At 44.2% G+C, this 13372-nt stretch carries 15 protein-coding genes; 4 read left to right on the plus strand and 11 right to left on the minus strand.

Features of this window, described 5'->3' with window-relative positions; translation table 11 throughout:
• Positions 1-9: 9 nt before the first annotated feature.
• On the minus strand, positions 10-174 hold the full coding sequence (gene spxO, locus MHH79_RS16970; protein ID WP_003221681.1) for an anti-adapter protein SpxO: 165 nt from the start codon (positions 172-174) through the stop codon (positions 10-12).
• A 167-nt stretch (positions 175-341) separates the two neighbouring features.
• On the opposite strand from spxO, the gene MHH79_RS16975 reads away from it, so the two are divergent.
• Positions 342-1217 (plus strand): TetR/AcrR family transcriptional regulator, encoded by an 876-nt coding sequence (locus tag MHH79_RS16975; RefSeq protein WP_340034747.1) that lies wholly within the window; start codon positions 342-344, stop codon positions 1215-1217.
• Positions 1218-1256: 39 nt separating this feature from the next.
• Here the strand turns inward: MHH79_RS16975 and fumC are convergent, their stop codons facing one another.
• Positions 1257-2645: a class II fumarate hydratase gene (gene fumC / locus MHH79_RS16980; RefSeq protein WP_003228523.1), complete on the minus strand. Its 1389-nt coding sequence runs from the start codon at positions 2643-2645 to the stop codon at positions 1257-1259.
• 66 nt (positions 2646-2711) lie between these two features.
• Positions 2712-2897 (minus strand): YvzF family protein, encoded by a 186-nt coding sequence (locus MHH79_RS16985; RefSeq protein ID WP_003221676.1) that lies wholly within the window; start codon positions 2895-2897, stop codon positions 2712-2714.
• A gap of 117 nt (positions 2898-3014) precedes the next feature.
• On the opposite strand from MHH79_RS16985, the gene gerAA reads away from it, so the two are divergent.
• The 3 genes from gerAA to gerAC are packed head-to-tail and all read left to right on the plus strand — an operon-like array spanning position 3015 to position 6647.
• Entirely contained in the window at positions 3015-4463 is a 1449-nt protein-coding gene (gerAA, locus tag MHH79_RS16990; RefSeq protein WP_015483677.1) for a spore germination receptor protein GerAA, read from the plus strand.
• Positions 4432-5529 (plus strand): spore germination receptor protein GerAB, encoded by a 1098-nt coding sequence (gene gerAB / locus MHH79_RS16995; protein ID WP_047183155.1) that lies wholly within the window; start codon positions 4432-4434, stop codon positions 5527-5529. Before gerAA ends, gerAB begins: the two co-directional genes overlap by 32 nt.
• On the plus strand, positions 5526-6647 hold the full coding sequence (gene gerAC, locus MHH79_RS17000) for a spore germination receptor protein GerAC (RefSeq protein ID WP_015384607.1): 1122 nt from the start codon (positions 5526-5528) through the stop codon (positions 6645-6647). Before gerAB ends, gerAC begins: the two co-directional genes overlap by 4 nt.
• A 7-nt stretch (positions 6648-6654) precedes the next feature.
• On the opposite strand, the gene liaR is transcribed toward gerAC, so the two are convergent.
• The 8 genes from liaR to MHH79_RS17040 form a co-directional block, all read right to left on the minus strand.
• Positions 6655-7290, minus strand: a complete 636-nt coding sequence (liaR, locus tag MHH79_RS17005; protein WP_015384608.1) for a two-component system response regulator LiaR — start codon at positions 7288-7290, stop codon at positions 6655-6657.
• On the minus strand, positions 7268-8350 hold the full coding sequence (liaS, locus tag MHH79_RS17010) for a two-component system sensor histidine kinase LiaS (RefSeq protein WP_063334640.1): 1083 nt from the start codon (positions 8348-8350) through the stop codon (positions 7268-7270). Before liaS ends, liaR begins: the two co-directional genes overlap by 23 nt.
• Positions 8347-9072 (minus strand): LiaRS two-component regulatory system accessory protein LiaF, encoded by a 726-nt coding sequence (gene liaF / locus MHH79_RS17015; protein ID WP_100505807.1) that lies wholly within the window; start codon positions 9070-9072, stop codon positions 8347-8349. The genes liaS and liaF overlap by 4 nt, the downstream gene beginning before the upstream one ends.
• 33 nt (positions 9073-9105) lie before the next feature.
• Positions 9106-9978, minus strand: coding sequence for a DUF4097 domain-containing protein (locus MHH79_RS17020; protein WP_063334641.1), 873 nt, complete (start codon positions 9976-9978; stop codon positions 9106-9108).
• Between the two features lie 100 nt (positions 9979-10078).
• Positions 10079-10756 carry a PspA/IM30 family protein gene (locus MHH79_RS17025; RefSeq protein WP_003228506.1) on the minus strand — a complete coding sequence of 226 codons (678 nt, stop codon included), beginning with the start codon at positions 10754-10756 and terminating at the stop codon, positions 10079-10081.
• Positions 10757-10782: 26 nt separating this feature from the next.
• Entirely contained in the window at positions 10783-11163 is a 381-nt protein-coding gene (gene liaI, locus MHH79_RS17030; protein WP_003243447.1) for a cell envelope stress-induced membrane anchor protein LiaI, read from the minus strand.
• A gap of 161 nt (positions 11164-11324) precedes the next feature.
• Positions 11325-12593 carry an MFS transporter gene (locus MHH79_RS17035; RefSeq protein ID WP_003244338.1) on the minus strand — a complete coding sequence of 423 codons (1269 nt, stop codon included), beginning with the start codon at positions 12591-12593 and terminating at the stop codon, positions 11325-11327.
• A 175-nt stretch (positions 12594-12768) separates the two neighbouring features.
• Complete coding sequence (locus tag MHH79_RS17040) at positions 12769-13350, minus strand: cob(I)yrinic acid a,c-diamide adenosyltransferase (RefSeq protein WP_024573172.1); 582 nt, start codon at positions 13348-13350, stop codon at positions 12769-12771.
• Positions 13351-13372 lie beyond the last annotated feature (22 nt).

A 13372-nucleotide genomic window follows, 5' to 3' on the forward strand; every position in this document is an offset into this window, starting at 1 on the left:
TCTATTTTTTTATGTGAAAGAATAGCCGTTAAAATCTCTGTAATTTGTTTTGAGCGGCTGTTTGCATTGATGAACCCATTTTTTCTCTGACAAGGTCTGCTTCGGATATTTGACTTTCTCCACTTTGATTCCTCTGTTTCGCAAGCGGCTGATCATTTCGTCCAATTCTCTCATTCTAGATTCACCCTTTCGCTTGAGCTTTGACCATTCGGTCATCTCAATTTATAATATAAATAATACATGATAAAAAAACAAGTTACAATAAGGTTAATTTTATAACAGACGGTGTGACTATATGGTCATATCCTAGCAGGCCTCCGGGCTCCGAAAGGGTGGAACCATTGAAGGAAAAAGAAAAACTGATTATTGAAACAGCCTTAAAACTATTTGCCCAAAAAGGATACAACTCAACATCAGTTCAGGAAATCGCAAAAGAATGCAAAATATCTAAAGGCGCTTTTTATATTTATTTTCCTTCGAAAGAAGCGCTTCTTCTCTCTATGCTGAACTACTATTATGATAAAACGTTTACCCGAATTTTAAATATTAAAACGAAGGGCGACAGCCCCAGAACGGCTTACCGTAAACAGCTGACCGTCCTCTATGAAAACATTCTTGAACACAAAGATTTTATCAGCATGCAGTTGAAGGAGGGTTCTCTGCCTTACACAGAAGAAGTGGAGCAATGCGCAAAAAAAATCCGCCAGTCCTCACTTCAATTTCATATCGACAGCCTGCTGAACATCTATGGAAAAAAAGCGGAACCGTACACTGCAGAGCTTTGTTTTTTAATAGAGGGCATCAGCCAGATTTACCTGGAATGCATGATTTTGCTAGGGTACACTGTGAAGCCGTCTCAATTAGCTGATATCATTATGAATCGAATTGATGATATGGTAAAAGGCATGTCTGAACGAAACGATAAGCCTTTCATCACATTGGAAGAGGCGAGCTCTTTATTCGGGCCTCTTACGCACGGACGGCCTGACCCGCTGACTGAATCGATTGTGAAAAGCCTACGTGACAAAATTAACAGCTTAAACACAAACTCCTCTCTTGAATTATCGGAGAGCTTGGACATACTTGAAGCAGAAATGAAGAAAAAAACACCGAAGCTGGCGATCATAAAAGGAATGATTCATAATCTGACGGAGTCTGAAGCTCTCGCCAAAGATGCGGAGCAGCTTAAATATTTATTAAAAAAGCAACATATTTAGAAGAACGGCTGCTTAAAAAGCAGCCGTTTTTTCTTTCTATTACGCCTTTGGTTTTACCATGTCTTCCGGCTTAACCATTTCGTTAAATTGCTCCTCTGTCAGCAATTCAAGCTTCAAAGCTGCTTCTTTGAGCGTCAATCCCTCTTTATGGGCAAGCTTGGCGATTTTCGCCGCGTTTTCATAACCGATATGCGGGTTCAGCGCCGTAACAAGCATTAATGAATTTGACAGGTTTTCCTGAATGGTTTCTTTATTAGGCTCAATACCGACAGCACATTTATCATGGAATGAATTCATGCCGTCACTGAGCAGCTGCACAGATTGCAGGAAGTTGTAAATAATAACAGGCTTAAACACGTTCAGTTCAAAGTTCCCCTGACTCGCCGCAAAGCCGATTGTCGCATCGTTACCCATGATTTGCGCTGCGATCATTGTTAACGCTTCGCTTTGTGTCGGGTTGACTTTACCAGGCATAATGGAGCTTCCCGGCTCATTTTCAGGAATGACGATCTCCCCGATGCCGCAGCGAGGTCCGCTGGCGAGCCATCTGACATCGTTCGCGATTTTCATCAAGTCAGCCGCAAGCGCTTTTAATGCGCCATGCGCATAAGTGATTTCGTCATGGCTTGTCAGCGCGTGGAATTTATTCGGCGAACTGCTGAACGTTTGGCCGGTCAGCTTAGTGATCTCTTCTGAGACAAGCTCTCCAAACTCTGGGTGGGCGTTGATACCCGTTCCGACAGCCGTTCCACCAATTGCAAGCGCACGCATTTTATCTGTCGCTTCCAAAATCATTTCCTTCGAACGGTCCAGCATGTGAACCCATCCGCTGATTTCCTGTCCGAGGGTCAGTGGCGTAGCATCCTGAAGATGCGTGCGTCCGATTTTGACAATATCATTGTATGCTTTTGCTTTTTCATCCAGTGTATTGCGAAGCTGATCAAGCGCAGGCACAAGCTGCTCGTAAACAGCCAAAACAGCGGCAACATGCATCGCAGTCGGGAATGTGTCGTTTGAGCTTTGGCTTCGGTTCACGTCATCATTTGGATGAATCGTTTGATCAGAGTTCTTCTCTTTTAATAAAGCAGTCGCACGGTTGGCTACCACTTCGTTCATGTTCATATTGCTTTGTGTGCCGCTTCCGGTCTGCCATACGACAAGCGGGAAGTTATCATCATACTTGCCTTTGAGCACATCATCACAAACCGCTGCAATCGCTTCTGCTTTTTCAGCATCCAGATTGCCGAGGCGTTTATTAGCTAGAGCAGTGCTTCGTTTCAAGATTGCAAACGCCTTCACAACACGCATCGGCATTTTTTCAGAACCGATCTTAAAGTTCTCCTTGCTTCGCTGTGTTTGGGCGCCCCAAAATTTATCAGCAGGAACTTTTACTTCTCCCATGGTGTCTCGTTCAATTCTGTATTCCATTTATGTATCCCTCCATAACGGTTGCTTCAATAGATCATAATTCGCCAATGACACAAAAAATCCTTTTTATTTTTCGATCTTGGCAGATTTTAATTTTAATTCAAGATATACGCGGGAATCCTTTGAATATTTGTATTTTGGATTCGTCCTTCCGTACTCCTTTGATGTATAAGAGACATCATAATGCTTTTCAAATGATCTAATGAGCTGTTCAATTTCTTCTTGTTTTCCAGCTAGCCTTACCTGTGCCACTTCGTATCCTCCGCTTTCATAAAAAAACTTACTCCATGAAATACTCTAACACAGTATATCATTTTTTTAACAGGAAAAGATAACCTCTACTAAGGTTTTGGATAAGAGGTGACCTCATTGGAACAAACAGAGTTTAAGGAATATATACACGATAATTTAGCATTGGTGCTGCCAAAATTAAAAGAAAACGATGATCTGGTGAAAAACAAAAAAATGCTTGCGAACGGACTGGTTTTTTACTATCTCTATTTCAGTGAACTGACTGATGAGAATAAGGTGTCAGAAGCCATTAAAACTTTGATTAAAGATGAGGAGACCTTAACGCTTGACCAGGTCAAAAAACGCCTTGACCAGCTTGACGCAAGACCTATTGAAACCGCAAAAAAAACGATTGAATCGATTCTCAACGGCAATTGTGCTGTGTTTATCAACGGATTGGATAAAGCCTATATTCTGACCACAGGAAAGAAAAAAACAAGAAGCCTGACAGAGCCGACAACTGAAAAAGTGGTACGCGGCCCAAAAGTTGCGTTTGTAGAGGATATTGATACAAATCTCGCTCTGATCAGACAAAGAACCTCTCATCCCAAATTGATCACCAAAAAAATCATGATCGGCGAAAACAAGTTGAAGCCTGCAGCCATTATGTACATTGAAGGCAAAGCAAAAAAGTCCGTCATAAAAGAAGTGAAGGCGCGGCTTAAAAATATCCAGCTGGAAGATATCCAGGACAGCGGAACGCTCGAGGAGCTCATTGAAGATAATAAATATTCACCATTTCCGCAGATTCAAAATACGGAAAGACCTGACAAAGTATCTTCAGCCCTGTTTAACGGCCGTGTGGCAATTTTAGTCGACAGTTCACCATTTGTGCTGCTGGTGCCGGTTTCTCTCGGCATCCTGATGCAGTCCCCGGATGACTACTATGAACGCTGGATTTCAGCATCTCTTATCCGGTCGCTGCGCTTTGCTTCTATCTTTATCACCTTGTTTTTGTCATCGATTTATATTGCACTTGTTTCCTTCCATCAAGGGCTGCTGCCAACCGCGCTCGCCGTCACGATTTCGGCAAACAGGGAAAACGTGCCGTTCCCTCCGATATTTGAAGCCCTGCTGATGGAAGTAACCATCGAGCTGCTGAGGGAAGCCGGGCTGCGTCTCCCCAATCCGCTCGGACAGACGATCGGTCTCGTCGGGGGCGTAGTCATCGGACAGGCGGCTGTAGAAGCGAATCTCGTCAGTTCGATTATGGTCATTGTCGTCAGTGTCATTGCCCTGGCATCCTTTACCGTTCCTCAATACGGAATGGGTCTATCTTTCCGGGTGCTGCGTTTTATTTCGATGTTTTCCGCCGCTATTTTAGGGCTGTACGGCATTATTTTATTTATGCTTGTCGTTTATACGCACTTAACGAGACAAACGAGCTTTGGGTCTCCGTATTTTTCGCCGAATGGATTCTTCAGCCTGAAAAATACGAGTGACTCCATTATCCGTCTCCCCATTAAAAACAAACCAAAAGAGGCGAATAATCCAAATGAGCCAAAAACAGACTCCACTGAAACTTAATACCTTTCAAGGTATTTCTATTGTTGCAAATACAATGCTTGGGGCCGGACTTTTAACATTGCCGCGAGCGCTGACCACTAAGGCTAATACGCCTGACGGCTGGATCACGCTGATATTAGAAGGTTTCATTTTTATTTTCTTCATTTATTTAAACACGCTCATTCAGAAAAAACATCAATACCCTTCACTCTTTGAGTATTTGCAGGAAGGGCTTGGGAAATGGATCGGCAGCATCATTGGCCTTTTGATCTGCGGCTATTTCCTCGGCGTAGCCAGCTTCGAGACCCGGGCAATGGCTGAAATGGTGAAGTTTTTCCTGCTGGAGAGAACCCCAATTCAAGTCATTATTTTAACGTTTATTTGCTGCGGTATTTATTTAATAATTGGAGGTTTAAGTGATGTGTCGCGGCTGTTTCCCTTTTATTTAACGGTAACCATTATTATTTTGCTGGTTGTATTCGGAATCAGTTTTAAAATTTTTGATATCAATAATTTGCGTCCTGTTTTAGGCCAAGGCCTTGGCCCCATTGCAAACTCCCTTACTGTCGTTTCCATCTCTTTTTTAGGAATGGAAGTGATGCTGTTTCTCCCTGAACATATGAAGAAAAAGAAATACACGTTCAGATATGCGTCTCTAGGATTTTTGATTCCGATTATCTTATATATCCTGACGTATATTATCGTTGTCGGAGCTTTGACCGCTCCCGAGGTGAAAACGCTGATTTGGCCGACTATTTCTCTCTTTCAGTCCTTTGAGCTTAAAGGCATATTCATTGAACGGTTTGAATCGTTTTTACTGGTGGTCTGGATCATCCAGTTTTTCACCACATTTGTCATTTACGGATACTTTGCCGCTAACGGGCTAAAGAAGACATTCGGATTATCGACTAAAACAAGCATGGTGATTATCGGCATAACGGTCTTTTATTTTTCTCTCTGGCCGGATGACGCCAATCAAGTCATGATGTATAGCGATTATCTTGGCTATATTTTTGTCTCCCTGTTTCTGCTTCCCTTCATTCTCTTTTTCATTGTAGCTCTCAAGAGGAGGATTACAGCAAAATGAAAATCCGGATTTTATGTATGTTTATATGCACCCTATTGCTGTCCGGATGCTGGGACAGTGAGAATATCGAGGAATTAAGCTTAGTGATCGGAGTAGGGCTAGACAAGCCTGACGATGACAATTTAGAGCTGACACAGCAAATTCTCGTGCCGAAAAAAATCAGCTCCAAGGAGGGCACTTCTTCTGACCCGACACAGCTTTCTATCACAAAGGGTGAAACTGTCCATCAAATGATGAGAACATCTGCATTAAAGCATAACCCTACGTTTTCACAGCATTTGCGTCTCATTCTGCTTTCCAAGAGCGTGATTGCGGATGAGATTGGAATGGATGCGATCATTAACCAGTTTGTCAGAGACAACGGAACAAGGAGGAGTTCGTACGTCTTTATCACCGACGGCCGAACTAAGGATATATTTAAAAAGAATGATGAAGGCGAGCCCGCATCCAATGTGATTTATGATCTGACAGAGAATAATAAGGTTACGATCAGAATGATGGAGCCTGTTACATTGGGGGAGATTTCAGAACACTTAACCTCTGACGATTCATTCCTCATCCCTCATGTCGGTGAGGAAAACGGTAAGCTCGCAATAAACGGAGCCACTATTATAAAAAATAAATTATGGCACCGGGATCTCACCCCGATTGAGGTTCAAAATATCAACTTATTTTCAGGCACTGTCGAGGGAGGCGTCATTGACTTGAAGCGCGATGGCCATCTCTTTTCTTATGAAGTATATTCGAGCAATCGGAAGATCAAGACGGCCTATAAGGACGGAAAGTTCAAATTCACTGTCACTCGCAATATTGAAGGGCGTCTATCTGAAGACTGGAATCCCAATGAAGATTCGTTTAAGGATTCATATATCAAAAATATTGAAAAGACAGTTGAAAAACGGGTACACGATACAGTAACAGCATTTATTACAGGGAAACTCCAGAAAGAGATCAAAGCGGACGTCACCGGGCTGGGAAACGAGGTCAGAATTCATTATCCTCAAAAGTGGAAAAAGATTTCAAGAAAATGGGATGATGATTATTTCAGCAATGCGGAAATAGACTACCGGGTCAATGTGATTGTCAGAGACTTCGGAACGAAAGGCGCAAACAAATAGCAACCGCCTAATTTACGAGATGATTTCGGTGTGCGTACACCGCCGCCTGCGTCCGGTCACTGACATCCAGCTTTGATAAAATATTGGTAATATGTGTTTTGACTGTTTTAATCGTAATAAACAGTTCCTCGCCTATTTCTTTGTTTGTCTTTCCTTCTGCGATCAGGCAGAGTATTTCGAGCTCCCGTTTCGTAAGTGATTCATGCGGGAGCGCGTTTTCACCTGAGTGGCGCAGCCTGGATAATACTTTTCCCGCCACTTTTGACTCCAGCTTCGGCTCTCCTTTGCTTGCGGCGCGGATGGCATCGGCGATTTCTGCCGCTTTTGAGGTTTTCAACAGATAGCTGAGCGCGCCAGCTTCAATAACCGGGTACACTTTGTCATCATCAATGAAGCTAGTGAGCACAATAATTTTCGGATCGGAAAGCTCCCGGCAAATTTGCTTTGTAGCTTCAATGCCATCCATGCCCTCCATGACAAGATCCATTAAAATGACATCAGGCGACAGTTCCGCAGCAAGCCGAACACCTTCGCTGCCGTCCGATGCTTCGCCGATGACTTCAATATCGGGCTGCGCCTCCAAAAAAGCCGCGAGCCCCATTCTGACCATTTCATGATCATCAATCAATAATACTCGAATCACGTTCGTTCTCTCCTTTTTCTTCCGGGAAAATCGGGACCTTCACTTCGATTTGGGTGCCTTTTCCTTCTACTGAAATCACTTCGGCGACCCCGCCGATTTCACTTGCACGTTCCTTCATAGAATTCAAGCCGTATGAGGATGCTTTCACCTGGTCCATTTTAAAGCCTTTTCCATTATCAATCACCTTCAGACGGAGCTGGCTGTTCTTTATGCCCAGAATCACGGTTACTTTTGACGCTTTTGAATGTCTAAATACGTTTGAAAGAGCCTCCTGCACGATTCTGAACAAATGGTCTTCAACACCCTTGGATATCGCTGTGTCCTGTATATCCCACTCGATATCAATCGGCTGCTTTTTTCGGAACTCGTCCAAAAGCTCCGTAAGACCCTCCTTCAGCCCTTTTCCTTCAAGAGTAACAGGCCGTAAATGGAGCAGCAGCGCCCTCATCTCATTTTGGGCTTCGCCTGCCATATGCTCGACCATCCTGATCCGCTTGACTGTTTTATCATCAGCACCCTTGACATGTTCCAGCACGGCTGATGTCATCATCGATATTGCAAAGAGCTGCTGGCTGACCGCATCGTGAAGATCTCTGGCCAATCGCTGGCGTTCTTCTGAGATAACCGACTTCTTCATTTGCGCCTGCCATTCCGCACGTTCATTGGAAAGTTTCTGCAGGGATGCGACTTGAAGCTCCACGCGCTTCGCCATTTCATTCAGCTGATCGGCGGCCAGGCCGATTTCATCATCACCGAGCGGCGGTATCCGATAAGCGAAATTGCCGTTTTCAAAGGTTAAAATGGATTCAATTAATGTATCAATCCTTGTCTTCAACCGATTGCCGTACATATACCCTGAGGCGAAACCGACCGTCACGCTGATCAGCAGCAAAATCAGGATAAATGGAATTCCGAACCAGCTCGATGACAGCAAAACAAGCGGATCGAGCCGATAGTAAAACATCATAAAGGAAATCAGGCAGGCAAAAAGGAGCAGGCTGATTCCCGTTGTCATGCGGATGGCGCGCCATTGGAGGCTGGCAAGCATTTTTTTTCTCATACGTACTTCACATCCACATCACCGATAAATAAGGAAACGGACACTTTGACCCGGCGCTTTGACTCGCTGAAATCGGTTGACGCGGCATATACCTTCGTGCTTAATCCGCTTTTCTTCGAGCCGATCAGATTGATGTCTCCTATAAAAACAGCCGAGCTGACAGCCACTTCAAGGTCCGATGGTACATAAATATCAACGTTTCCAATGACTCCGCTAATGACGATTGTACTTTCTCCCTCAGGAATCATCGCTTTAGACAAATCGATTTTGATATCACCGATAAAACCAGAGACATTTAAATCATTCAGGTCAAACGGCTGCTTCATCATTTGCAGCTCTCCGATAAAAAAGCTGCGCATGTCGGGATGTTTTACATCTTTTGGCGTCTCATGATGTTCTTTTTTATTGAGATTGACCTGTTTCTCATTCGGTTCAAATATCGGCTTCCCTTTGATAAGCCTGTAGCCGGCGTAAATCAGAAATGCGGCAAACGCATAGCCGAATAAATTAAAGGTGATGCTGAAGAGGTTTTTCAAAAATAGAAACGCGGCAAAGATATACATGACGGAGCCAAGCCAATCACGGGAATATTTTTTAAGGAAATAGCCGGCAATCAGAAAAAAGAGCGGCCAAAACAGCAGATCGCCTATTCCGATAATTTGCAAAAACATACTGATGCCGAATAAAGCAATGATCAATCCGAGAAGCTGTTTTTTTGTCATTCCTGGTGTCCGCCTCCTTTCTTCTGCCTGGTGCTACCGTATCGCTAGATCCCCGCTGTCCGTTTTGATGTCGATTGGATGCCGGCCGCTTCCTTGCGTGCCTGTGATGTGATGCTGTTCTTTATGTGCTTTATCAGCAAATGAATACGGCGAACTGACGTCACCGCTTGCTGATAAAGCATTGACTGCAAAGCTGCCGTTTTGGGGAAGGCTTAAATTAGCATCACCGCTTGTCAGCGTGACAGATACGGGACCGGTTACCTTTTTCAATACAGCATTAAAATCTCCTGAAGTCATTTTCACATCAAGAGAGCCTGATACATGAACCAGATTTGCGTCCCCTGAAGCTAAATCAATGCCGGTTGTTTTGGAGACGGTATTTGAAATGGAAACATCCCCCGATGATGCCTTCACTTTCAGGTCTTGAAGGCGGACGTCCGTCACGCTCGTATTTCCGCTCGCGGATACTGCGTTCAGCCCGGAAAGCGCAAGATGGTCATTCCCGGCCACAGACACGTCGCCGCTTGAGGTTCGTACTGCCAGATCACCTTTATAATCATACGGAAGCCTGACGATAAGAGTTGAACGGTTAAACCCATTCAAAAATTGAAATTCTTTTTCCTTTACGGTCAGCTCCAGTTTTCTTTTGTTTTCAGTAACAAATAACTTTCCTGAGTCTCCTGAAATGCCTGCCGATATGTCACTTCGTTCTTCCGCTATAATCCGGACATCCTTGCTATCCGACTCAATGACCATGCTGTCAATGTCCCGCGGCGATGCGCTGGCTGAATCGGCTTCTGTGCCATTTATGAAACCTAGGCCTGCAGCAAACACATCTTTTACGACAACGGCGAAAAAAACCAGAATACCGGCAGTGATCAACAGTTTGCCAAGCATTTTTTTCATTCGGTTTCATCCTTCTCATTCATTCTATTATAAAGGAAAAGCTTGCGAATTGATACGTGCGGAAGGGAAGGACTTGACCGCAAATCCTTCCCCGTTCCGCTTATTCATTTGCCGCTTGTGTCTGGTCTGATTTTTGCAGTGAAAGTGTCCGCATTTTTTCAATCTCCGCTTCCACATCGTCTGCGAATTCTTTACGTGTAAGTTCTGTGCCGGCTTCCGCTGACTTTGAATAATTCGCGCGGATTTCCATTTCTTCAATACGATTTTCAATACGTAAAAATTCACGATACGCGCTTTCACTGTCAATTTTGTCAAATGTCGTATTCATATGCTCTTTAGCTTTCGCCGCATTTGCCCGCGCAATCAGCGCCTGTTTTTTATCCTTTACGTCCTGAAGCTTTGTTTCAAGTGCAGCCAGCTGCTCTTTCAGATCAGCCAGCTGACTGTTTGCCTGTTCATAGGAAGCTTTATGCTCAGCCGCCTTCCCTTCTAAATACTTCATTTCAGTCAGCGCCTTTTTCGCCAGTTCTTCTTCACCCGCGTCAAATGCGAGCTGTGCCTGATTTTTCCGTTTGCCAGCCACTTCAGCGGCTTCTTCATATTTTTTCTTAAATTGATAGGCAATCGTGTGCTGTTTCACAATTGTTTGCTTTGCTTTTGCGATGTCGCTTTCCATATCGCGTACATATTGATTCAGCATCACCTTTGGATTCTCCATTTTATCAAGTCCTTCATGAACTGACGCAACAAACATGTCTCTGATTCTTTTTAATACCATACCTAATTCCTCCTAATATATTGATATTATTTTTTCTTCAAAAATTCTTCCCATTCGTCATCAAAGTGAGATTGGTAGGCAGCAGAAGCCGGTTCAGGATCAAAAGATGATACACCGTTATCAGCTGATCCGTTTTTCATCAGCTTCCAGCCGTAATACACCATAGCGGCTGCCAATGCGATTCCGACGACAAACGGAAGTGAGCAGATGAGCATAATGGCTCCGATACCGCCCACGATGATTCCCGTGATGGTTTTTCCCGCGGCAAACCTTTTGATTCCTGCGTATGTCATTAAGCTCCCGATGGCGAGCGGGATGATAAAGCCGAAGCTTCCTCCTCCAAAAAAGACAGAGATCCCAAATACAATTAATAAGAATCCGCCTATTGTTTTCTTGTTTATCTTCATGCAGATCCTCCTTTCGTTTTCCTTGTCTTCATCTTATACAAGTTGGAAGATATGCAAAACGAATCAGAGATTGATTTTTATATAAGACCGGAGTCGTATCTGGCACCGGACCCATCGGCACAAAAAAACGCCATGCACGAGGCATGGCGTTTCAAAACCCTTTATAGATGAACACTTGCTTCCCTTTCTTTAATCAGGTCGGACCTTTCTGCTTTGGCCAGTTTTGTAAACAGCAAGATTCCGATACCCGCAATAATTTCTACAATCCCGCCGACAGCGATCACTTTACCTGAGCCGAAAGCATTAGCGGCATACCCGCAAATGACAGCTCCGGCAGGAATCGAAATATTTGAGATCATATGTATAACGGCGTAAACCTGCGGCTGATCCTCACTATCCACAGACGTCTGGATAATCGTGTACTCAGGAACATTAACAGCACTGACTGCGGCGCCAAAGGTAAAAGCAGCGAAAAAGACGAGCGGCAAAAAGGTATTCATCCCGGTAATAAAGAAAGCAAATCCTTCAATAATGCCGGCAGTGACGAATAACAAGCCGTACCTGTTTACCTTGACTTTCGCCAGCACAAACCCTAATAAAAACGCGCCCGCGGCGGTGGTGGCCTTTAAAAGCGAGTATACGATCGGCTGGCCGTTTAAATCTTCCGCAACGTATACGGCAGAGAGCGCTTCCCATGGGGCAGCCGCGAAATTCATAAAGATACAGTAAATGGCGAGCGGATATAAAATCTGGTGTTTTCTGACGAGCCTAAAGCCGCGTTTCAGTCTTCCGATATATGTGCCTCTCTGTGTAACAACCGCAGACTCTGATTGAGATTCAACCGCAGTGTACTTAATAAAAAGAACGAGAAAACCTGACACCAAATAGAGCACAAGTGCGATAAGCATGGTATAAGAAGGACTGATAAATGTAAGAAAAGCGCCGCATAATGTGACAGCCCCAAGCCGGACAATTTGAGCGGAGGATTGCAGCACAGCGTTTGCTTTTTGAATGCCCTGTTCATTGACGATTTGAGGAATCAAAGCGATAGAGGCGGGATTGTAGGCAGCTCCAGTGGCTGAATGCACAATCATAAGCGTCATGACAAACCACAGCGGAGAGAAGCCCGCAAAATGACATAGAGGGATAATCAAAACAATCGCCGCCCTTGTCAGATCTGAAAAGTACATCCAAAATTTCAGCGTGGTCTGTTTCATAAAAGGCCCCGTCACAGGCGCCAGAACGGCTTCCGGCAAAAAAGTGACCGCAATCAATAAAGCAGTGCCGATCGCACCTTTGCCGTCATAAATTAAAAACCATAATATTGAATTAAATGCGAACATATCGCCGGATATCTTGACTATTCTTGAGAAAAACAGATAATTGAAATTTCTCTTCCAGATGCTATCACTTTCAATTAAATTCACCATCCATCAGAGCCCCCCACTGCCTATTTTTTACATCTATTTATTACAATATCTCATTTTTCCATTTTTCAGTCAATAATTCATAAGGTTCATTTTTTGTCGTATAATGGGAAATTGACAGAGTGAAAAACAAAAAAGCCGGCATGTATTTGAACACGCCGGCTTTCGTTTTCACTTTTTATGATTCACTGCTGTCTCGGTCCCGAAACACAATGGCACTTCTTTCATATTCTACATCGCCAATACCGCTTCTTGCATTCACAACCCGGGCGGCGGCAAAGAAATAATCGGACAGACGATTGAGATAACGCAGCACTGTTTCATGAATCTCCTCCGATTTCATCAGCGCCACCACTCTTCGCTCTGCCCGCCTTGTAATGGTGCGGGCGATATGGAGAAGCGAAGCACCCTTTGATCCGCCTGGAAGAATAAATTTCTTCAGTTCCGGCGCTTCTGCTGTATAGGCATCAATGCGCGTTTCTAAAAAAGAAACAGATTCTTCCGTTAGTTTATAGTCTTTTCTTTCTGTGACGATTGCCAGATCGCCTCCGCAGTCAAACAGCTCATGCTGGATGGTCAGCAGCTCGGCTGTCAGATCTTCAAAGCCGGGCTGCCCGGAAAGCTCTGCCAAAGCAAGCCCGATAAAGCTGTTAAGCTCGTCAATCGTGCCGTAGCTTTCGACGCGTAGGCTGTCCTTGTCCGTTCTGCCCCCGACTAAGCCCGTTTGTCCCTTATCGCCTGTTTTTGTATATAGTTTCATACCCTGAATCTCCTTTACAGAC

The organism is Bacillus sp. FSL K6-0993 (genome assembly GCF_037977205.1).
Taxonomy (GTDB): Bacteria; Bacillota; Bacilli; order Bacillales; family Bacillaceae; genus Bacillus; species Bacillus subtilis.

Bases quoted from the DNA above. Each gene is read 5' to 3' on its own strand.
- MHH79_RS17020 (WP_063334641.1), bottom strand. From the start codon at position 9,978: ATGAAAAAAATGCTTGGCAAACTGTTGATCACTGCCGGTATTCTGGTT.
- MHH79_RS17040 (WP_024573172.1), bottom strand. From the start codon at position 13,350: ATGAAACTATATACAAAAACAGGCGATAAGGGACAAACGGGCTTAGTC.
- gerAC (WP_015384607.1), top strand. From the start codon at position 5,526: ATGAAAATCCGGATTTTATGTATGTTTATATGCACCCTATTGCTGTCC.
- liaF (WP_100505807.1), bottom strand. From the start codon at position 9,072: ATGACAAAAAAACAGCTTCTCGGATTGATCATTGCTTTATTCGGCATC.
- liaS (WP_063334640.1), bottom strand. From the start codon at position 8,350: ATGAGAAAAAAAATGCTTGCCAGCCTCCAATGGCGCGCCATCCGCATG.
- spxO (WP_003221681.1), bottom strand. From the start codon at position 174: ATGAGAGAATTGGACGAAATGATCAGCCGCTTGCGAAACAGAGGAATC.
- MHH79_RS17035 (WP_003244338.1), bottom strand. From the start codon at position 12,593: ATGGTGAATTTAATTGAAAGTGATAGCATCTGGAAGAGAAATTTCAAT.
- fumC (WP_003228523.1), bottom strand. From the start codon at position 2,645: ATGGAATACAGAATTGAACGAGACACCATGGGAGAAGTAAAAGTTCCT.
- MHH79_RS17025 (WP_003228506.1), bottom strand. From the start codon at position 10,756: ATGGTATTAAAAAGAATCAGAGACATGTTTGTTGCGTCAGTTCATGAA.
- gerAB (WP_047183155.1), top strand. From the start codon at position 4,432: ATGAGCCAAAAACAGACTCCACTGAAACTTAATACCTTTCAAGGTATT.
- liaI (WP_003243447.1), bottom strand. From the start codon at position 11,163: ATGAAGATAAACAAGAAAACAATAGGCGGATTCTTATTAATTGTATTT.